Here is a 22,182-nt window from a genome sequence, read left to right as displayed (position 1 = left end):
AACTACCTAATCAGTTAAATTCTAGTTCTACATCTTGCGCAGCCATTAGTGATAACTTATGAATTAAGTCGTCACTTGGCGTAACACACCATTCGATCCCAAGAGTTAATTGCGCCAACGCATCTGGACGTTGGTAATAAACCTTGATCGGACACGTTCCCATTTTATAGGGTTCGAGTACTTTTTGTAATTTATCGAAGAAACCTGCCTCGACTTGCACCATGTTCAGCGTCATTTTAATCGCTTTAATACGCTTTTCACGCGCTTGAGCAATGGTGTTTATTTCTCTGGCGGTCATTGTAATACCACCGGAGAAGTTATCAAAGCTGACCTGTCCAGATATTACCAAGATATTGTTAACTTGGAGCATATCTTGGTACTTTTCAAACTCGTCTGAATACAAGCGTACATCAATCCGTGCACTCTTGTCATCTAAAGTTACTAAGGCCCAACGATTTCCTTTTTTGTTAATTAATACCCTAGAAGCAATCACCAAACCTGCGGCTGTTGCAAATACATCGCGGTTCGTTGGCTGTAAATCAACTATTTTTCCGCTGGTATAATGCCTAAGTTCGCGGCGGTACTGATTTATCGGATGCCCAGTTAAATAAAGGCCTAGGGTTTCTTTTTCACCATCTAACCATTCGTTATCAGTTAGGCCTGTGGCTTTAATAAAGGCTTGTTCTACTTCATCAGGCTCAGTGGCTAATAAACCAAACAAATCACTTTGCCCTAATAGCTCAGCTTTGTTGTGTTGGTCGGCTGCCCGCATTGCACTTTTTAAACTCGCTAGTAATGTAGCACGGCCAGCTTGGGTTTTTTCTGGCCCTAAATTATCTAGTGCACCTGAATAAATTAATTTTTCGGTCACGCGTTTATTTAAGCGTTTTAAATCAACTCGGGCACAAAAATCAAATAAATCTTTAAATGGGCCCCCTTTTGCACGCGCTTCTAATATTGCATCAACCGGTGCTTCACCTACGCCTTTTATCGCGCCAATGCCGTAAACAATCTCGCCTTGCAAGTTTACTGTAAACTTAAACTCACCTGCATTCACATCTGGCGGCAATAAGGTGAGCTTCATGTTTTCACATTCATCCACCAAAATAACGATTTTGTCGGTGTTATCCATATCAGCCGACATTACCGCAGCCATAAACTCTGCAGGATGATGCGTTTTCATCCACAGCGTTTGATACGAAACAAGTGCATACGCCGCCGAGTGAGATTTATTAAAACCGTAACCTGCGAACTTTTCTACCAAGTCGAAGATTTTTATTGCGAGTTCGCCGTCAATGCCGTTATTTCTTGCGCCATCTTCAAACGTTGAACGCTGCTTTGCCATTTCTTCGGGTTTTTTCTTACCCATTGCACGACGCAGCATGTCGGCACCACCTAGCGTGTAACCTGCTAGTACTTGCGCAATTTGCATTACTTGTTCTTGATACAAAATAATGCCGTACGTTGGATCAAGTATTGGTTTTAAGCTTTCGTGCTGATACTGCGCATCTGGGTATGAGATTTCTTCGCGGCCCAGTTTTCGGTCGATAAAGTTATCTACCATGCCTGATTGCAGCGGACCTGGTCGGAACAAGGCCACGAGTGCAATCATATCTTCAAAGCAGTCGGGCTTAAGTCGGCGTACTAAGTCTTTCATACCGCGCGACTCTAGCTGGAATACAGCAGTCGTTTCAGCGCGAAGTAGCAACTCAATACTTTTTTTATCATCCAGTGGGATGGTATTTATATCAACGAGGTCTTTACCTTGGCGCTCCATGCGCACATTGGTCATTTCGACCGCCCACTGCAATATAGTCAGTGTACGTAAACCCAAGAAATCGAACTTAACTAAGCCTGCAGTTTCTACGTCGTTTTTATCAAATTGCGTTACCGGAAACTTACCTTCGTCATCGCAATAAAGCGCGGCAAAGTCGGTAATAGTGGTTGGCGATATTACTACGCCACCCGCATGTTTACCGGCGTTACGTGTACACCCTTCTAGGATGCGACACATGTCGATTAAATCTTTTACTTCGTTATCGCCATCGTAGGCTTCTTGCAAGCGCGGCTCTATATCAAACGCTTTAGCAAGTGTCATCCCAGGATCGCCTGGAATCATTTTTGAAATACGATCAACAAACCCGTAAGGGTGCCCAAGCACTCGCCCTACATCGCGTATTACCGCTTTTGCAGCCATGGTACCAAAGGTAATAATTTGCGATACCGCATTTCGCCCATACAAAGCCGACACGTGATCAATTACTTCGTCTCGTCTATCCATACAAAAATCGACGTCGAAATCGGGCATTGATACACGTTCTGGATTCAAAAATCGTTCAAAAAGCAAATCGAATTCGAGTGGATCCAAATCGGTAATTTTAAGTGCGTATGCAACTAACGAACCTGCACCTGAACCACGACCAGGCCCAACCGGAATATTGTTATCTTTACTCCACTGAATAAACTCCATTACGATTAAGAAGTAACCTGGGAATCCCATTTGGTTAATTACGCCAAGCTCTATATCAAGTCGCTCATCGTATTCAACGCGTTTTACTTTTCGCTCTTCTTCGTCGGGGAATAAAAACTGTAATCGCTCTTCAAGACCGTCTTCTGATACTTTAACTAAAAACTCATCAATCTTAAGTGAGCCAGTTGGGTAATCAGGTAAAAAGTAAGTCCCTAGCTGAACCGTTACATTACAACGTTTAGCTATTTCTACGGTGTTTTGTAGCGCCTCTGGTATATCGCTAAACAGCTCAGCCATTTGCTCTGATGTTTTTAGGTATTGTTCTTCAGAGAACCGTTTAGGTCTGCGTTTATCGTCAAGCGTGTAGCCGTCAAAAATAGCAACGCGAATTTCGTGCGCTTCAAAGTTTTCAGGCTTTAAAAACACTACTTCGTTGGTCGCTACAACAGGTAACTGCTCTTTGGTAGCAAGCTCTACCGCCATGTGTAAGTAGTCTTCTTCAAGCGGTCGGTTAGTGCGAACAAGCTCAAGGTAGTAGTTATCGCTGAAATGTTGCTTATAAAAGCTAATTACCGACTCAATAACACTTGGATTATTTTTTAGTAACGCTTTACCTAAGTCACCATCTTTAGCGCCCGAGAGAATAATTAAGCCCGTTTTATGCTCCACCAGCCATTCTCGGTCAATCACTGGGCGATGAAACACATGCCCACGTTGATACGCTTTAGATATTAATAAGGTAATATTTTTATAGCCGTCGTTGTCTTTGGCTAATATGGTTAAGCGGCTTGGCTCGTCAGGAAATTCTGGGCTACGAACCCAAAAGTCAGCACCCACAATAGGCTTAATACCGGCGTTATGTGTTGCGCCATAAAAACGCACTAAGCCACAAAAGTTCATTTGATCGGTAATCGCAATAGCGGGCATTTGCAGCTCTTGTGCTTTAGCGACTATCGGCTTTGTTTTAGCGAGGCCGTCAACCATCGAAAAATCTGAATGAACTCTTAAATGAACAAAATCAGGAGCAGCCATGCTTAACCCTCACCATTGGCTTGCGCCAATACACGCTGCACAGGTTTAAAGCTTTTACGATGCTCATCAATCGCGCCGTACTGCTCAAGCGCTGCAAAATGTGCTTTTGTTGGATACCCTTTGTGCCCTGCAAAGCCATATTCAGGGTGGCGTTTATCAAGCTCAATCATTTCGTCATCGCGTGCTACTTTAGCTAAAATAGACGCCGCTGAAATTTCTGCCACTAAGCTATCGCCTTTAACAATAGCTTGCGCGGGCATAGTGAGTTTAGGTAAGCGGTTACCATCTATAAATACAAATTCAGGTTGCGTACTTAATGCCTCTACTGCACGGGTCATGGCAAGCATAGTCGCGTGCAGAATATTTAACTCATCAATTTCTGTTGGATTGCAGCGCCCATAGGCATAACACAATGCTTTTTCTTTTATTTCAATCGCAAGCGCTTGGCGTTTTTTATCTGTTAATTTTTTAGAATCCGCTAAGCCAGCAATTGGTTTAGTGGGATCTAAAATGACGGCAGCAGTAACTACATCACCAACAAGCGGGCCGCGCCCTACTTCGTCTACACCGGCAATTAAGGATACATTAGGTCTATCAATTTGCATTTATTAACTCCGCCACAGCATTCGCTGCTTGTTCGCTGGCATTTAATCTAATTTTTTCGTGAATAGCTAAAAAGCGTGCTTTTAGCTCTTTGTTATCAGTGTTGAGCATAGGAGTTAGCGCATTTGTTAAATTAGCCACATTACACTCACTTTGTAAAAACTCAGGCACTAGCTCTTCGTCTGCTAATAAGTTAGGCAACGAAAAATACTTAATATTAAACGTAAATAAAGTTTTAAATATCCAATAGCTCAACGGCTTTATTTTATAACCGACTACCATTGGCTTTTTATAAAGCATACCTTCAAGTGTTGCAGTGCCCGACGCTAATAAAATAGCATCAGCAGCTTGCATCGCTAATTTTGATTGTCCATCCAGCAGGTTAACATTAAGGTTTGGCGCGGTAGCGTTTAAAATAGCAGTAAACTGCGCTTTGCGTTTTTCGTTAACCAATGGCACCACAACTTTAAGATTGGGATTTTTAGCTTGCAACTCTGCAGCTGTTTTAATGTAAGTTTCGCTTAGTAAACCAACTTCTGAGCCTCGACTACCAGGTAGCAGCGCCAGTACTTTGTCATCAAGGCTTAAGCCGAGTTCTGCACGTGCTTTAGTATCGTCGTGCTCAAGCGCTATATCGTCAGCCAAGGTATGTCCTACAAATGTACATGGCACTTGGTGTTTATCGTAAAACTCTTTTTCAAATGGCAGTAACGCAAGCACTAAGTTAGTGGCTGCACTTATTGTATGTATACGCTTTTCGCGCCACGCCCAAACAGATGGACTTACATACTGTACTGTTTTAATGCCCGCATCTTTAAGTGGCTTTTCAACGCGTAAGTTAAAATCGGGTGCATCAATACCAATAAATACATCAGGTGGGTTATCTACAAAATGCTGCACGAGTTGTTTACGTATTTTAAGCAAACGCGGCAAACGCCCTAGCACCTCAACAAGCCCCATTACCGAAAGCTCATCCATGTCGTAAAGTGTTTTACAGCCCTGCGCTTGCATTTTAGGTCCTGCTATTCCTTCAAAAATAGCGTCCGGAAAATGTTTTTTAAGGGCTTTAATTAAACCTTCACCTAAAATATCGCCCGACAGTTCACCTGCCACAATACCAATACGTAGTTGTTTTTTATCTTTATTCATTTGATTTTATTTCACAAGTAAACCAGGCGTTCATGCTTGTTAGTTTACCGTGTTTTACTGTTTGGTTAAACGCTTTAAATAACTGGTTTTTTATCACGTAAGTTAAGGCTTTATGTTGTTTGTTTTTAATACTGATGTAGCATAGGAAATATATATTAAGTTTTACTAATATGTATGTTGACAAAAATTGCACAAAAGTAAATACTATTACAAACTTTCAGTAATTACTGAAAGTTCATTAAACCTTAACTTTGCCAATTAAATGTTGCCCTGTTAATCCGTCACTCTCAAGGAGCCAATAATGATAGATGAAACCTTTGTGGATCTATCGCGATTACAGTTTGCTGTTACCGCTCTCTTTCATTTCTTATTCGTACCGTTAACGATAGGTATGACCTGGATTTTAGTTATTATGGAATCGGTTTATGTTATGACCGGTCGCGAAATTTATCGTGATATGACTAAGTTTTGGGGAAAATTGTTTGGTATTAACTTTGCAATTGGTGTGGCGACAGGCCTTACCATGGAATTTGAGTTTGGTACTAACTGGTCTTATTACTCCCATTACGTAGGTGATGTTTTTGGGGCTCCCCTTGCTATTGAAGGTTTAATGGCATTCTTTTTAGAATCGACCTTTGTAGGTATGTTCTTTTTAGGCTGGGACAGACTCTCTAAACGCCAACATTTAGGTGCAACCTTTTTAATGGCCATTGGTACCAACATGTCGGCGCTGTGGATTTTAATAGCCAACGGCTGGATGCAAAACCCAGTAGGTGCTGAATTTAACTATCAAACCATGCGCATGGAAATGACCAGCTTTGCAGAGCTTGTGTTTAACCCTGTAGCACAAGTTAAGTTTATTCATACCGTATCGGCAGGTTATGTAGCTGCATCTATGTTTGTACTGGGCATAAGTAGTTGGTACATATTAAAAGGCCGTGATTTAGCGTTTGCTAAACGTTCTTTTTCGGTCGCATCGGGCTTTGGTTTAGCATCAATTTTATGTGTAATTTTACTCGGTGACGAATCAGGCTACGAGGTAGGTGAAGTTCAAAAAGTAAAACTTGCCACGATTGAAGCTGAATGGCATACAGAAGAGGCTCCGGCTGCGTTTACCGCATTTGGTTTTCCTGATTCAGAAGAGCAAGTAACACATGCTGCGGTTAAAATACCTTACGCACTTGGGTTAATTGCTACGCGTTCACTTGATGAGCAAGTAACGGGTATTAACGACCTAGAAAAACAACACGAAGTACGTATTCGCAACGGTATGATTGCTTATGAATACCTTACAAAACTCAGAAACGGTGAAGATACGCCAGAAAATGTTGCTAAGTTTAATACCCTAAAAGATGATTTAGGTTATGGCTTGCTACTTAAGCGCTACACACCTGATGTTGTAGATGCTACCGAAGAGCACATTCAAAAAGCGGTTAAAGACTCTTTCCCTAAAGTAGGCCCTATGTTTTGGTCATTTAGGATTATGGTTGCCTGTGGTGTAGCCATGTTGGGTGTATTTATATTGGCATTTTACTACAACGCACATCGCGTTATTGAGCAAAAACGCTGGTTGTTATGGGCTGCCGTATTGAGCATTCCACTACCTTGGATAGCTATTGAATTTGGCTGGATAGTTGCTGAGTATGGACGTCAACCTTGGGCTATATCTGAAATACTGCCGACTTTTTTAGCCACGTCGTCACTAACAGTAAACGATATTTTAATTAGCTTAACTGGATTTATTGTTTTCTATACTGGTTTAGCCATTGTTGAAGGTTGGTTGATGATCCGCTTTGTTAAGCAAGGACCAAGCTCGCTACATACTGGTAAATATCATTTTGAATTGCCAAATAAAACTGATCAAACTGAAGGAGAGCAATCATGATTTTTGATTATGAAACATTAAAAATGCTTTGGTGGTTGATCATTGGTGTGCTGCTTATTGGCTTTGCTATTACCGATGGCATGGATATGGGCGTTGCTATGTTGCTTCGCCTCGTTGGTAAAACAGATTCAGAGCGCCGCACAGTAATAAACACAATTGGCCCGCATTGGGATGGTAACCAAGTATGGTTTATAACTGCAGGCGGCGCGTTATTTGCGGCGTGGCCTATGGTTTATGCAGCTGCATTTTCGGGCTTTTACTTTGCCATGATGCTAGTACTCTTTGCTTTGTTTTTTAGACCACTTGGGTTTGATTACCGCAGTAAAGTAGACTCAAAACGCTGGCGCAATAACTGGGATTGGGGCTTGCTTGCAGGCAGCGCAATTCCAGCATTAGTTTTTGGTGTTGCTTTTGGTAACTTATTTTTAGGCGTACCGTTTAATATTGATAACTTAATGCGTGTTAGCTACCAAGGTTCATTTTTTGGTTTACTTAACCCGTTTGGGTTACTTGCTGGTTTAGTCAGTATTACTATGTTAGTTGCTCATGCGGGGATGTGGTTGCAGCTTCGTACAGCTGATGCAGTAGCAGAACGCTCAGGGCAATATGGTCGTTATTCACTGATTGTGTTTATTATACTGTTTGCAGGCGCTGGTTTTTGGGTTGCTAATTTAACGGGTTACCAAATTGTATCTATGCCTGATACACAAAGCCATGCAGATCCATTAGCTAAAGTAGTAACAACAGCCCAAGGCGCGTGGCTTAGCAATTACAGTGAACGCCCATGGACTATGACCTTTCCTATTTTAGCGTTTGTAATGGCACTAAGTGCGCTATTGTTTTCTAAATTAAACAAACCAGCACTTGGACTTATTTCAACAAGCTTAATGTTAATTGGCGTGATTATGACGGCCGGTGTTTCACTGTTCCCATTTATTATGCCATCAAGCAACAATCCAAATATTAGCTTAACAATTTGGGATGCGGTATCGAGCCATAAAACGCTCAATGTAATGTTTGTTGCAGTGTGTATTTTTGTCCCACTTATTTTAACTTACACCACCTGGTGTTATGTAAAAATGTGGCGCAGAGTAACGGTTGAAGAAATTGAAAACAACACTCACGGTAGCTACTAAGGAGACTAAACTATGTGGTATTTCGCTTGGATTTTAGGTGTACTTTTGGCCTGTACCTTAGGTGTAATAAATGTAATGTGGTACGAATTTCATCAAAATAAAAACAGCATTGCTGATGATGAACAAGCCATGCACGATTTATTAAACGATGCTAACAACACAAAAGATGACGACTAACCCCCGACCAGATCGCGCGCAGCAGCAATCACTGCGCGCTTTTTTAAAGCGTCAAAGTAAACCCGCTGCAGTGTGGTTAAAGTTAAGCATTGCACTGGGTACTTTTAACGCATTACTGATGATTGCAGGTGCTTATTTACTTGCGCAAACTATTCACAACGTTATGTTTGAAGGTAATAATTTAGCCCAAGTTACTCATCTATTATGGCCCTTAGCAGGCATTATTTTATTGCGCGCGGTGTTTTTAGCATTAAGCGAACGCTTGAGTGCATATGCTGCACTTAAAATAAAATCGGCTATGCGCCAAACACTTCTAAATAAGCTCAGCTTACTTGGCCCAAGCTATATCGAACAACACGGCCAAGGCGCTACATTAAATACCCTACATAATGGCGTAGAAGCACTCCACGACTATTATGCTAAATACCTACCTGGTGCTGCTTACAGCGCGCTTATTCCGCTGGCAATATTGGTTGTTATTTTTCCGACAGATTATAAAGCTGGGCTGATATTTTTATTAACCGCCCCGCTCATTCCTTTTTTCATGATTTTAGTAGGCTCAAAAGCCGAAGCTTTAAACCAAAAACGCTGGAAGCAACTTGCTGTACTGGGCAATTACTTTTTTGACCGCGTACAAGGTTTAACTCAACTCAAGCTATTTAATGCAACACGTACCGAGCTTAAACAAATAGCTAAAATTTCAGATGATTTTAGACACGCTACACTCGATGTTTTAAAGATCGCGTTTTTATCATCATTTGCACTTGAGTTTTTAGCCACCATTAGCGTGGCATTAGTCGCAGTAATTATTGGTTTTAGACTGTTTTTTGGCACTCTTGATTTTGCTACTGGCTTTGTGGTGCTACTTTTAGCGCCTGAATTTTATTTACCACTGCGCCAGCTAGGTAGCCATTACCATGCACGCTTACAAGGCATTAGTGCCGCTGCCGATATGGTTGCGATTTTAAATGCACCACTGCCAAATGACGAAAATGCGTCAGTGACTACAAGCACGCCTGAAAACAATTTAACTTTAAATGCAATTAACTCCATAAGTATTACCGACCTTAATTTTATATACCCAGATAGTAACGAAGGCATTAAAAATATAAATTTAACACTGCCAAATAAAGGCTTAATTGCCGTTGTGGGCAGTAGTGGCTCAGGTAAAAGTACGTTGTTTGATTGCCTATTAGGGTTTCACCCTGAGGTGATTAACCACCTATCTATTAATGGGCAGAGTTTAAGCACAACCGATATTACTTACCTGCAAAATAACATTGCATGGATACCACAAAAAGCGACGCTGTTTTACGACACCATTGCTGCCAACATTAAATTGGCCAAACCAACTGCCACACAGCAAGAGCTTGAACATGCTGCAAAGCAAGCTGGTGTGCTTGAATTTATAAATACCCTACCCGATGGTTTTAACACACTGATAGGTGAGCAAGGGGAAGGGCTTTCTGGCGGACAAAAGCAACGCATCGCACTCGCACGTGCATTCATAAAACAAGCACCAGTTTTAGTGCTTGATGAGCCTACAGCACACCTTGATAGCCAAACAGAGCTGCTTATTCAAGATGCTATTAATGAATACGCTAAAAATAACTTAGTATTAGTCATTGCTCATCGATTAAATACCGTTAAACATGCCAGCAATATCATTGTTATGCACGATGGGAAAATAGCTGAGCAAGGTCACTTTGAAACACTTGCAGCGCAAAATGGTGCATTTGCTGATTTATTAAAAACGGCTAAACAAGGGGTTGCGCATGCATAATTTTATTCGCTTATTAAAGCTTTGTGCTCCTCATTATAAAGCTATGCTATTGGGTACATTTTTAGCAACGATTACGGTATTAGCTAATGTGGGCTTGTTGGCTATTTCTGGCTGGTTTTTAGCGTCAATGGCGGCTGCAGGTCTTGCGGGCGTGCAAATGAACTACTTTACTCCAGCAGGAACGATTCGGTTTTTAGCAATTGTACGAACTGCATCGCGCTATGGCGAACGCCTAGTTACTCATAACGCCACATTTTTATTACTAAGTGAAATACGTACCAATGTCTTTGCAACGTTAAGTAAGCTTAACAATGTTGATTTAGCAATGAGCCGCAGCGCTGATCTAGTTAACCGATTACAAAACGATGTAGACGCACTCGACAAGTTTTATTTAAACGTTTTACTTCCTATGCTAGTCGCTCTTTTAAGTGTGCCAATCATCATGCTGTTTATGTCGGCCTATAATGGCAACGTCGCCCTTATTTGCTTTATTGGCATTATACTTATTGGTGTGGTTATACCTGCCCTACTCAGCGCAAAGCTCACTAAAAACAGCCACAAAGAAACACAACTTAGTGCACAACTTCGCTCTGAGCTTTCAGATACACTCACAGGCCTTAGAGAGCTTAGTATTTATCAAGCCCGTTCGCAGCAGCTTAATAAGTGCGACGAATTAAGCGAGCAGTACAATCAGCAATTATTTATTCGCCACAAAGCACTAGCAAACTCAGATGGGTTAAGCTTGTTGGTTGTTCAATTAGCCATGCTTGCTAGCATAGTAACCATAGTCCCACTGGTTTACGCAAGCAGTATGGTAAATGTAGAACTTGCTATGTTAAGTTTATTTGTACTGGCAAGCTTTGAAAGTGTATTGCTACTACCCAATGCGTTTATAGAGCTTCCTAGTGTATTAAAAGCAGCAGAGCGATTGTTTACACTTGAAGATAAAGCCGCTAGCTCACAAGTTAAAGATACACATGTAGACGTTGATAAAAGCTTTAGCGCGCAAAACTACACGTTAGCACTTAACAATATTAGCTACCAATATGGTGAGCAAACAGCGCTTACTAATATCAGTTTTGAGCTAATGCCCCAGCAAAAAGTAGCGATTGTAGGTAGAAGCGGCAGCGGTAAAACAACGCTTGTAAATCTACTTACTGGTTTATGGCCTTTACAACAAGGCAGCATAACGCTAAATAATCAAAATAGCGTTGTTGACTTACATTCGTTAAATAATGATATACGCGCAAGTGTGATAAATATATTAGCTCAGCAGCACCATATTTTTGATGGCACACTGAGTGAAAATTTACGTTATGCCGCGCCAAATGCAACTAAAGAGCAAATGATTGAAGCGCTCTCATTAGCGCAATTAAGCCCATGGTTTAATGAACTAAAAGTAGGTTTAAAAACACGATTAGGCACTGGCGGGCGTAATGTGTCGCAAGGTCAGTCTAGACGTATAGCTATTGCACAAGCATTACTTAAAAGTCCGGCTATTTTAGTTCTTGATGAACCAACAGAAGGTCTTGATAATCAGTCTAAGCAAGGGGTAATGCAAGCAATAATGCATGTTATGAATAACGCGAGCGTGCTCACAATTACGCATGATCCCGCTCTACTTGCTCAAATGGATAATGTTGTATGGTTGGAAGGCGGAAAAGTAGTCGCACAAGGCTCTCATAAAGAGCTCAGTGGGGCTTATCCTGGTTATGTTGCGCTAACTACCCGGTTTTAAAACCTTTACTGATACATCAATAACGCCGACTTTAGGGTCGGCTATCTTTTTAAACATACTTTTTGATAAATCAATAATACGACCTCGCACATACGGGCCTCTATCGTTAATTCTTACCGTGACTGATTTGTTATTAGCTAGATTAGTAACAACCACCGTAGTACCAAAATCGAATTCTAAATGGGCTGCCGTGGCGGCTTGTTGACTAAAGCGCTCTCCGTTGGCGGTTGTTCTTCCGTGGTATTTATCAGCATAAAAAGATGCTTTCCCAACTTGAGTGATTTCTCCAGCAGATGATTTAACAATAGGCTGGCTACTACAAGCGGCTAAAACTGAAGTAATAAAAAGAGTGACTACTAACTTAGGTAAACGCATAGGACGGCTTTTATTATATAAATTACCCGCATACTAACTCAATTACCCTGAGTATTAACTGAATTAGCTTAAAGCAGGGCAATAAAAAACCACCTTCGATTTATCATCTAGGGTGGTTTTTTTAATGCTTAAAGCAAAGCCTGTAATTATCTTACGATGCCGCGCTCTGAGTTTTTAACAAAGTCGACCATCAATTTCACAGCAGGATACTTTGCGGCATCCTCACTAAGCGACTCAATAGCTTCTTCAGCACCTAAGCTTTTACGATAAAATGCTTTGTATGCACGTCGTACAGCCATAATTTCATCACTTTCGAAACCACGACGCTTCATGCCTTCTTTATTGATAGCTGCAGGGCCTGCTGGCATACCAATGGTAGTAACAAATGGTGGTACATCTTTGTTAACACCTGAATACATACCAATAAAGGCATGTGCACCAATTTTACAAAACTGATGAACACCCGAATTACCACCAAGGATAACCCAGTCACCAACATGTACATGGCCGGCCACACTTGCGTTGTTAGCAAAAATTACGTTATCGCCAATTACCGCGTCATGTGCAACGTGTGTATAAGCCATAAACAAATTATTACTACCAATTTTAGTAACACCTTGGTCTTGAATCGTACCACGGTGAATAGTGGCACATTCACGGATAACGTTGTTATCACCCATGATTAATGTGGTTGGCTCGTTGTTGTATTTTTTGTCTTGGCAGGCTTCGCCCACAGACGCAAACTGAAAAATATGATTGCCAGAGCCAATAGTTGACGGCCCTTTAACAACAACGTGAGACTCAATAATACAGTTATCACCGATAACAACATCATTGCCAATATAACTATACGGACCAACTGAGACATTGTTGCCTAGTTTAGCGCCAGGTTCGATTATTGCTGTAGAATGGATCACTATTAAAACTCTCTTCTCGCACACATAATTTCGGCACTACACACTATTTTGCCGTCGACTCTAGCTTCTGCAGCAAACTTCCAAATGTTGCGACGTTCTTTTAAAAACTCAACATGAAGATGCATTGTATCACCAGGAATTACAGGTTGTTTAAAACGTGCATTATCAACAGCAGCAAACAAATATAATTCGTTTTCGCTACGGTTTTCTACTGTTTTAAAACCTAATAAACCCGTTGCTTGCGCCATTGATTCTAATATTAGCACACCAGGAAAAATTGGCTGATTTGGAAAGTGCCCAGTAAAAATTGGTTCATTTATAGAAACATTTTTAATAGCATGTAAAGACTTGCCAGGTGTAAAATCAATAACACGATCAATTAATAGCATCGGGTAACGGTGCGGTAATAAACTTAAAATTTCTTGAATATCAAGGCTATTTAATTCGTTTGCCAAAATAGCATCCTTATTAGTGTTCAACGTTATGACTTAGCCAATGCTTCAAGCGCTTTAAGACGAGATTTCATGTCTGAAAGGTTACGCAAGTGAGCTATTGATTTACGCCATTCTTTGTTTGTTGTATGGGGCATACCAGATGAGTAAATACCTGGTTCGGTGATTGATTTTGTCACCATACTCATGCCGGTAATTATAACACCATCACATACAGACATGTGACCATTAATTGCAACCATGCCACCAATTTGACAGTTCTTGCCAATGGTAACGCTTCCTGCAAGTACAGTGCAGCCCGCTATTGCGGTGCCTGAATTAACTTCAACGTTGTGCGCTATTTGACACTGATTATCGATAATAACATTGCTATGAATGATGGTATTGTCCAGTGCACCACGATCAATTGTCGTACTTGCACCAATTTCAACTTTGTTGCCTATGATCACTGAACCAAGCTGAGGTATTTTAACCCACTGCCCGCGCTCATTTGCATAGCCAAACCCATCACTACCTACAACACTATTTGCTTGAAACAAACAATCTGAACCAATTTCAACATCGTGATAAATAGTCACACTAGGCCAAAGCTTAGTGCCAGAACCTATTTTAACACGTTCCCCGATAAAACTGTTCGGACCAATTTGCGCGTTGTCACCTATCACTGCATGAGCTTCAATGACTGCGTTAGCACCAATAGCGGCGCTATCACTAACAATCGCTGTTGAATGAACAGTTGCACTTGGATGAATACCCGTCGAGGCTGAGCGTGGTGTTGTATCCATAAATTGCGCTAATTTTGCGTAACTTACATACGGATTAGCAACAATAATTTTGTTACCACTAAAGTACTCTGCATCGGCTTGGCTTACTATTACAGCACTAGCTTGAGTAGTCTCAAGTTGCGATCGATATTTTGAGTTCGCTAAAAATGCAATATGCCCAGAATGGGCATTTGCAAGTGTCGCTATTTTTTTTATTTCTAAAGCGCCATCACCCTGAAGTTCGGCGCCTAGAAGTTCCGCAATTTGCGAAAGCGTATAATTTTGCATAGAGTGATTATTTCTTACTAACAGCGGCTACAACTTTAGATGAAAGATCAGTCACTTCTTTAGGGTTAAAGTAAATAGTAGTGTCTTTTACTTTAACTTCGTCGAAGTCGCCGTCTTTAGCAATCTCTTCAATTGTTTTGATGATTACACCTTGAACTTTAGCAAGCTCTTGGTTTTGACGCGCTTTAATTTCTTGCTCTAAAGGGCGACCTTGTTCAGCAAGATTTTTTTGCATGCCTTGAATTTTTTCACGCAGAGTATCTTTTTGAGCTTGGCTCATAGTTGTACTTTCACGTTTAAATTTTTCAGCTTCAAAACGAATATCGCCTTGTAACTTTTCAAGCTCTTGACGACGTTCAGCAAACTCAGTTTGTAAAGACTGTTCAATTTTAGCCATTTGAGGAATTTGCTTGTAAATTTCCTGCATATCAACAATACCTACTTTGTGTGCAAATGCATTCACAGAAGTACCCATCATTAACGTTGCTAAAACTGCTACAGCTGTTGATTTAAATAATTTTTTCACAAAAAACTCCTTTAGAAAGTGTTACTAATGTTAAAGCTGATGGTTTTCGTATCGTCATCTTCTTCTTTTTGCAATGGATACGCAAAACTGATCAGCATTGGACCCATTGGAGAGATCCATTGTAATGAAAGACCGGTTGAAACCCTAAAACGCATTGGGTCTGAATAGTCATCTAATTTAGCACGTTCATCAACGCCTAAGTTTTGATAGCGGTCTACGTTAAACTCAGTATCCCATACGTTTGCAGCATCAACAAAGAAGCTAGTACGTACAGAGCTAGTATTTTCTTCATCTAAGAATGGTGTAGGAACAATTAGCTCCATACCTGCCACTGCTTTAGCATTACCACCAATACGACCTTGTGGCCGTAGCTCATCAAATTCTGATGCACCACCAATATTACCCGTTGTAGTGCCGTCTGCACCTGGCGTACCCGGAATAGACGAAGGTATACGCGACACAGCACGTGGTAATATTGTATTACGGTCAAAGCCACGTAGTTCCATTTCCGTTATACGGAAGTACTCTTGGAATGGAAGTGTTTGCTCATACCCGTTTGTAGAACCATAACCATTACCATAACCAAGTGCTGCACGCGTTGAGAATACCCAACGGTGGTCATTTGATATAGGCCAGTAAAAACGCGAATCGTAATTCAGTTTAAAGTACTGAAGATCTGAGTTAGGCGTTGTTGCTGTTAAGTTTAGAGTTTGACGCGAACCCGCTGTTGGGAATAAACCACGGTTAACAGTAATACGCGACCAGCCAACACTCAGCTCATACTTAGTAAAGTCAAAGCCTGCATCTGGGTTATCTGGATCTAAGAATGTTTCACGAAGTACACGCGTTTGCTCGTACTCTGCAATATCCGAAAGCTCTTCTTTAATCCAACGGGCGCCAAAGTTAACACGATTTACAGCATCAATTGGAAAACCAATATTTGTGCCTAAACCATAACTTTTCGATTTATATTCAACAAGACTGAATTTACTTGCGTCGTAGTTTCTGTAAAAGATGCTACTGCCTTGCGATACACCATCTGGCGTAAAGTATGGATCTGTGTACGATAAGCTTAAGCTTTCAGAACCTGTAGACGTATTAAGGTTTAAACCAATTTGGTTACCTGTGCCTAAAAAGTTAGATTCTGTTACACCAATATTAAACTGCAGACCTAAGTATGAACCATATGCAAGACCTGCATTAAAGCTACCAGCTGATTGCTCTTTTACAGTGAAGTCTACATCTACTTGGTCATCCACACCGGGTACAGGCACTACGTTAAAATCAACAGTTTCCATGTAAGGTAGACGTTGAATTTGCAGTTTTGAACGCTCAAGGTTTTGATTAGATAACCATGCGCCTTCAAGTTGTGTCATTTCACGACGAAGTACTTCATCTGCCGTATTTTGGTTACCGCCAACAATAATACGACGAACGTATACACGCTTACCTGGATTAACCGATAGTGTTAATTGTACTTCTTGCTTTTCGTCGTCAATTTCTGGAATTGTACGCACTTCAGCATTAGCGTAACCAAAACGTGCTAAGTAGCTTTTAATAAACTCTTCAGATGAAGTAACTACAGAACCGTTATAAAGCTCACCCGCTCTAAGTGGGATAACACTTTTAATTAAGTCTTCACGGCCAAGCAAGTCACCAATAAAGTCAAAACCTTTAACTTTATATTTTACGCCTTCAGTTAAGTTAGCTGTAACGTAAACCGATTCACGTTCAGGGCTCACTGAAACTTGCGTTGAGTCGATATTAAAACGCAGGTAACCACGGTCTAAATAATAACTACGAATTTTTTCTAAATCGCCTTCAATGGTTTGCTTTTGGTAACGGTCGCTACCCATAAACTGCCACCAAGGTAAATCTTGCTGCGATTCAGCAAGTTTAAGAAGCTCTTCATTAGAAAAAAGTTCATTACCCACTAAGTTAATTTGGCGGATAGAAGCAGCATCACCTTCATCAAACTCTAACTTAAGTTTAACGCGGTTACGTGGCAGCTTAGTAATACTGATATCTACTTTAGCGTTGTATTTACCAATGCTGTGGAAAAACTCAACTAAGCCTTTTTCGATACTATCGATAACGGTTTTATCAAGTGGTTCACCTTGGCGAATATCTTGCTGATCAAGAGACTCATTAAGCTGCTCGTCTTTAATGTCTTTATTGCCTTCAAACTCAATAAAGCTGATGGTAGGACGTTCCGTTACTTTAAAAATAACGTTGTTGCCATCACGAAGTGCTTTTATGTTATCAAAGTGCCCAGAACGATAAAGTGACTTTATTGTTTTTGAAATCGTATAGTCATCAACATTATCGCCTACGTTAATAGGAATATGTGTTAGCGCTGCACCAAGTGCTACGCGCTGCAAACCTTCAACTTTCAGGTCTTCAACAATAAAGGAGTTTTGGCCTAGGGCTGCAAAACTTGCACCCAATAAACTTGTTATTGCCAAATGTTTTTTTATAGCCATTTTATTATCTTTATCCTTTACAACTGTATTACCGCATAACACCTTACTAGTGGTGCTTTACAATCGTGTTCTAATTAGTAATTTGCCACGCTGTAACTACAAACGCGATACATCATTGAACAAAGCGAAACATGTTAGAAAAATGAGCAACAAGGCACCCACTTTAAAACCAAACTCTTGTGTCTTTTCAGAGACCGGCTTTTTACGAAAAAGTTCAATTATGTAATACATTAAGTGTCCGCCATCAAGCACTGGTAGGGGTAATAAATTAAATACACCCAAGTTAACGCTTATTAAGGCTAAAAAGCTTAAAAAGGCCACTAACCCATAGCTTACGCTAGTTCCAGCGCCTACTGCAATGCCCACAGGACCACTTAAATTTTTAACCGAAACCTGGCCTGTAATTAAATTACCAATCATGTCAAAACTGAGTGTAATTAAGCGCCACGTTTCTTTTGTGCCTCGCACAATACTATCGAGCGGGCCGTAATGCCTTGTCTCTACATAGCCATCAGGCCATTGCTGTACAACAGGAGCAACACCTAAAAAGCCTTGCTCAATACCGTTATTATCAATGCGCCCTTTAGGGGTAACTGTAATGGCTTGTATAGTATCTTGTCTTTTTACACTAAATTGTAAAGATTTGTTAGCTGATTGCGTAATAAGATTAACTAATTGCTGCCAATTGCTTATTGTTTCACCGTTTACAGCCAAAATTGTGTCGTTAACTTGTAAATTAGCGTGTTCTGCGGCTGAGTCTTTAGTTACGGCGGCAATTGTTAAAGTTGCTTGAGGTCTAAATGGCACAATACCTAACGAACTTAATGGTGGTACGTCTCGCTGATCAAGCTTCCACCCCTCTAAATTAAGCGTTTTAACGCGTGGTTGAAGGTTTTTATCACGAACAATAACTTCAACGCTTTCTTCGCCTAAGTTAGACATAAGCGCAAACGTGGCATCTTGCCATGTCGTTATGTCATCATCACCAATTTTTATAATATGTTGAGAAGGCATAATGCCCGCCTGCTCTGCGCGACTGCCTTCGGTTATGCTGCCAACAACTGGCTTAACCGATTGCACTCCTACCATATACATCACCGCAAGAGCAAAAATGGCAAACAGAAAGTTAGCCATTGGTCCCGCAGCAACAATAGCAATACGCGCTTGTACAGATTTAGAGTTAAACGATAAGTGACGTTGATTTGCTGGTACGTCATCAACTCGCTCATCAAGCATTTTTACATAACCACCTAATGGAATAGCGGCAATCACGTATTCGGTATTATATTTATCATGCCATTTTAACAGTGGCTTACCAAAACCAATTGAAAAACGCAGCACTTTAACGCCCATTTTTCGTGCAACCCAAAAATGGCCATATTCATGTATGGCCACTAAAATACCAAGCGCTAAAATAAATGAGCCAAGATTCCAAAAAAAATCAAACATATTAATGCGCCACTTTTGTTATAAATTCTGAAGCGCTAATACGCGCTAATTTATCACACTCTAAAATTTCATCTAGGCTTTGCACATTGGTGTAAGTTGCAGCTTCTAGCGTCTGTGCATTTATTTTGTATATATCGGTAAAACCAATTTTACCGTTTAAGAATGCGCCCACAGCTATTTCATTTGCTGCGTTAACCGTTGTTGTCGCGCCCTGCCCTGCACTACACGCATCAATTGCTAATTGTAAATTTGGATAACGAGAAAAATCAGGTTTAGTAAACGAAAAATCACAAATATCAGAGAAGTTTAACGGTTTAACACCCGCATTAATTCGCTCAGGATACGCAAGTGCATGGGCAATTGGCGTGCGCATATCGGGGTTACCCATTTGCGCTAAAATAGAACCATCGTGATACTGCACCATTGAATGAATAATACTTTGAGGATGAATAACTACATCAATATCACTAGCACCACAATTGAATAACCACTTAGCTTCAATAAACTCTAAGCCTTTGTTCATCATAGTTGCGGAATCTACTGATATTTTTTGACCCATCGACCAGTTAGGGTGTGCAACGGCTTCACTTACGGTTACATCTTTTAACGTATTTATATCACGCGTTAAAAACGGGCCACCAGAGCCGGTAAGCAAAATTTTACTTACGCCATGTTGCTGTAGTTTTTGATCGCCTTTGGCATTTTGTAACGAAGAAGGTAGGCATTGAAAAATTGCATTATGTTCACTATCTATTGGCAGCAAAGTGGCTTTATGTTGTTTAACTTTATCAATAAACAACTGACCTGACATAACTAAAGATTCTTTATTAGCTAGTAGTACTTTTTTACCCGCTTCAACAGCACTTAATGTGGGTAGTAAACCAGCTGCACCTACAATTGCCGACATTACAATGTCAACATCAGGATGAGCGCATAAGTCACTCATTGCTTGCTCACCGTGCATAACAAGAGTTTGGCACTGAGTATTAGCTAAATACGCAGATAATTGCTCTGCGGCCTGCTGGTTAGCCATAATCGCATAAAGCGGTTCATGTTCAATACACAACTCCGCCATTTTCTTTGCATTTTGTCCTGCAGCCAAAACAAAAACATCAAATAACTCTTTATTGCGCGACACAACATCAAGTGTACTTAAACCAATTGAGCCCGTTGCACCTAAAATAACCAGCAATTGCTTTTGGCTCATAAACTAAGAGTCCACGCATAGCACATAACAAACATTGGAGCAGCAGCCGTTAAGCTGTCAATTCTATCTAAAATACCGCCGTGCCCTGGTAAACAACTACCACTATCTTTAAGGCCAGCTTCGCGTTTAAACATACTTTCGAGAAGATCACCAACCGCAGAAAACAACGCAATAAATGCTGTCATTATCGCGTACACAGGCCATACAACTAAATCAACATCGGTAAAGTGACAAAATGCTAATACAAAAATAATAGAAGCGACTACACCGCCTGCTAACCCTTCAATTGTTTTATTAGGGCTTACTTTAGGCATTAACTTATGTTTACCAAAACTTTTACCCGTAAAGTAAGCACCCACATCTGCGCTCCATACAATACCGAGTACCACTAAAATAAGCACCGAACCAAAATGAGTTGATTCAGCATATTGCGCGCTACGTAGTGTATTTAGAGCAAGCCATAGCGGTACAAGCGTGAGTAGCCCTGCAATGCCGCGCATAACTAGGCCTTCATTCCACGCTTTAGCCATCTCTGGGTAGCGCCAAATTAAATAGCTAGCAACAATCCACCAAGCAAACGAAAGCGTAAATACGTAATTTGCATCACCGACTAGCTTGCCATTTTCCCATAATGATTCAATAGGCCAATGTAAATTAAGCAAGGCAAGTAAAGCGCCAATAAACACAACAAAGGCAGCACGTTTAAGCTTGTCGCAAAGGCCCATAAATGCAGACCATTCCCATGCGCCTAATAATACAATTGCACCAGCAAAGTAACTAAATAACGTAAGCGGTGTATAAAAAACCAAAGCCAATGCTAATGGAGCTAGCACTAGAGAGGTTAAAATTCGTTGTTTTAACAAAATGTGACCCTTATTCTATTTAGGTTTGAGCGAGTAATTGTTTTATTTGTTCGCCCGTACAACCAAAACGTCGCTCTCTGGCAACGTAACACGCAATGGCCTCAGCAAATGCTGCTTCATTAAAATCTGGCCAAAGTGTCTCGGTAAAGTAAAGTTCTGCATAAGCAACTTGCCATAGTAAAAAATTACTAATACGAACATCGCCACCAGTGCGAATAAGTAAATCAGGTTCTGCCTGATCTGCCATGCTCATATACTGTGCTAAGCGCTCTTCTGTAATATCTTCTGCGTTTAGTGTGCCCTGCGCAACTTGCAAAGCAAGTTGTTTTGCCGCATTGGCAACATCCCAACGACCACCGTAATTAGCTGCAACATTTAAACGCAACCCGGTGTTATTTTCAGTCAGCTTATGCGCAGCGTCTACCTTGCTACGTAATCCTTCAGAAAATCGTGATAAGTCTCCAATAATGGTCAGTTTTACATTGTTTTTATGAAGCTTTTTAACTTCCTTTGTTAAAACAAATAAGAAAAGCTCCATTAAAGTGTTTACTTCGTCTTCAGGGCGGCGCCAGTTTTCACTACTAAAAGCAAATAAGGTTAACGATTGTATCCCTAATTTAGTACAAAACTGAACAGATTGACGAACTGCGTCTACGCCTTTTTTATGCCCATACACACGAGGTCTATTTCTAGCTTGCGCCCAACGTCCGTTCCCATCCATGATGATAGCAACATGTTTGGGTAAGCATTGCTGTGAAATTGTGTCAGCATCTAGAACCATAAATATCGAGTATTCCATAAAAAAACGCCGCCTAGTATACCCTAGACGGCGTTTCAAAACTAATAATTTTAATAGGTCCTGTCGACCTTTCAGGATTGTAATTT

18 protein-coding genes are annotated in these 22,182 nt (G+C 40.7%); 5 read left to right on the top strand and 13 right to left on the bottom strand.

Translation table 11 applies throughout. From position 1 onward, the window contains the following. Positions 1–10: 10 nt before the first annotated feature. The 3 genes from dnaE to lpxB are packed head-to-tail and all read right to left on the bottom strand — an operon-like array spanning position 11 to position 5,254. Positions 11–3,502, bottom strand: a complete 3,492-nt coding sequence (gene dnaE, locus GQR39_RS11205) for a DNA polymerase III subunit alpha (RefSeq protein WP_007581014.1) — start codon at positions 3,500–3,502, stop codon at positions 11–13. A gap of 2 nt (positions 3,503–3,504) precedes the next feature. After that, positions 3,505–4,107, bottom strand: a complete 603-nt coding sequence (gene rnhB, locus GQR39_RS11200) for a ribonuclease HII (RefSeq protein WP_010553737.1) — start codon at positions 4,105–4,107, stop codon at positions 3,505–3,507. Then, on the bottom strand, positions 4,097–5,254 hold the full coding sequence (gene lpxB, locus GQR39_RS11195) for a lipid-A-disaccharide synthase (protein WP_165735657.1): 1,158 nt from the start codon (positions 5,252–5,254) through the stop codon (positions 4,097–4,099). Before lpxB ends, rnhB begins: the two co-directional genes overlap by 11 nt. A 301-nt stretch (positions 5,255–5,555) precedes the next feature. On the opposite strand from lpxB, the gene GQR39_RS11190 reads away from it, so the two are divergent. Genes GQR39_RS11190 through cydC form a run of 5 tightly spaced genes read left to right on the top strand, consistent with a single transcriptional unit; the run spans position 5,556 to position 11,973 of the window. Beyond that, the gene (locus tag GQR39_RS11190; RefSeq protein WP_010553739.1) at positions 5,556–7,139 is read left to right on the top strand and encodes a cytochrome ubiquinol oxidase subunit I; all 1,584 of its coding nucleotides are present in this window, start codon (positions 5,556–5,558) and stop codon (positions 7,137–7,139) included. Next, positions 7,136–8,275: a cytochrome d ubiquinol oxidase subunit II gene (gene cydB / locus GQR39_RS11185; protein WP_024592782.1), complete on the top strand. Its 1,140-nt coding sequence runs from the start codon at positions 7,136–7,138 to the stop codon at positions 8,273–8,275. Before GQR39_RS11190 ends, cydB begins: the two co-directional genes overlap by 4 nt. A 12-nt stretch (positions 8,276–8,287) precedes the next feature. Beyond that, entirely contained in the window at positions 8,288–8,452 is a 165-nt protein-coding gene (gene cydX, locus GQR39_RS11180; protein WP_002958303.1) for a cytochrome bd-I oxidase subunit CydX, read from the top strand. Then, a complete protein-coding gene (cydD, locus tag GQR39_RS11175) occupies positions 8,442–10,235 on the top strand; it encodes a thiol reductant ABC exporter subunit CydD (RefSeq protein WP_165735656.1) in 1,794 nt (597 codons plus the stop codon). Before cydX ends, cydD begins: the two co-directional genes overlap by 11 nt. Further along, on the top strand, positions 10,228–11,973 hold the full coding sequence (gene cydC / locus GQR39_RS11170; protein ID WP_165735655.1) for a thiol reductant ABC exporter subunit CydC: 1,746 nt from the start codon (positions 10,228–10,230) through the stop codon (positions 11,971–11,973). The genes cydD and cydC overlap by 8 nt, the downstream gene beginning before the upstream one ends. Here cydC and GQR39_RS11165 read toward each other — a convergent pair. From GQR39_RS11165 to GQR39_RS11120, 10 genes are all read right to left on the bottom strand, one after another. Continuing rightward, positions 11,956–12,348, bottom strand: coding sequence for a septal ring lytic transglycosylase RlpA family protein (locus GQR39_RS11165; protein WP_010553743.1), 393 nt, complete (start codon positions 12,346–12,348; stop codon positions 11,956–11,958). The genes cydC and GQR39_RS11165 overlap by 18 nt on opposite strands. A gap of 146 nt (positions 12,349–12,494) precedes the next feature. Further along, complete coding sequence (gene lpxA / locus GQR39_RS11160) at positions 12,495–13,265, bottom strand: acyl-ACP--UDP-N-acetylglucosamine O-acyltransferase (protein ID WP_007580998.1); 771 nt, start codon at positions 13,263–13,265, stop codon at positions 12,495–12,497. 2 nt (positions 13,266–13,267) lie between these two features. Further along, a complete protein-coding gene (gene fabZ, locus GQR39_RS11155; RefSeq protein ID WP_007580997.1) occupies positions 13,268–13,720 on the bottom strand; it encodes a 3-hydroxyacyl-ACP dehydratase FabZ in 453 nt (150 codons plus the stop codon). A gap of 26 nt (positions 13,721–13,746) precedes the next feature. Further along, on the bottom strand, positions 13,747–14,769 hold the full coding sequence (gene lpxD, locus GQR39_RS11150; protein WP_165735654.1) for a UDP-3-O-(3-hydroxymyristoyl)glucosamine N-acyltransferase: 1,023 nt from the start codon (positions 14,767–14,769) through the stop codon (positions 13,747–13,749). Positions 14,770–14,776: 7 nt separating this feature from the next. Then, positions 14,777–15,295 (bottom strand): OmpH family outer membrane protein, encoded by a 519-nt coding sequence (locus tag GQR39_RS11145; protein WP_007580993.1) that lies wholly within the window; start codon positions 15,293–15,295, stop codon positions 14,777–14,779. A gap of 11 nt (positions 15,296–15,306) precedes the next feature. Further along, the gene (gene bamA, locus GQR39_RS11140; protein ID WP_165735653.1) at positions 15,307–17,778 is read right to left on the bottom strand and encodes an outer membrane protein assembly factor BamA; all 2,472 of its coding nucleotides are present in this window, start codon (positions 17,776–17,778) and stop codon (positions 15,307–15,309) included. Between the two features lie 96 nt (positions 17,779–17,874). Beyond that, on the bottom strand, positions 17,875–19,227 hold the full coding sequence (gene rseP, locus GQR39_RS11135; RefSeq protein WP_010553745.1) for a sigma E protease regulator RseP: 1,353 nt from the start codon (positions 19,225–19,227) through the stop codon (positions 17,875–17,877). Position 19,228: 1 nt separating this feature from the next. Continuing rightward, the gene (gene ispC / locus GQR39_RS11130) at positions 19,229–20,434 is read right to left on the bottom strand and encodes a 1-deoxy-D-xylulose-5-phosphate reductoisomerase (RefSeq protein WP_165735652.1); all 1,206 of its coding nucleotides are present in this window, start codon (positions 20,432–20,434) and stop codon (positions 19,229–19,231) included. Continuing rightward, positions 20,431–21,297: a phosphatidate cytidylyltransferase gene (locus GQR39_RS11125; RefSeq protein WP_165735651.1), complete on the bottom strand. Its 867-nt coding sequence runs from the start codon at positions 21,295–21,297 to the stop codon at positions 20,431–20,433. Before GQR39_RS11125 ends, ispC begins: the two co-directional genes overlap by 4 nt. A 19-nt stretch (positions 21,298–21,316) precedes the next feature. Continuing rightward, entirely contained in the window at positions 21,317–22,096 is a 780-nt protein-coding gene (locus GQR39_RS11120; protein WP_165735650.1) for an isoprenyl transferase, read from the bottom strand. Positions 22,097–22,182: the final 86 nt, after the last annotated feature.

This window comes from Pseudoalteromonas sp. C8, assembly GCF_011378685.1.
Lineage (GTDB): Bacteria > Pseudomonadota > Gammaproteobacteria > Enterobacterales > Alteromonadaceae > Pseudoalteromonas > Pseudoalteromonas arctica.
The sequence above is the reverse complement of the archived record's forward strand: the minus strand, read 5'-3'. Positions and strand labels throughout refer to the sequence as shown.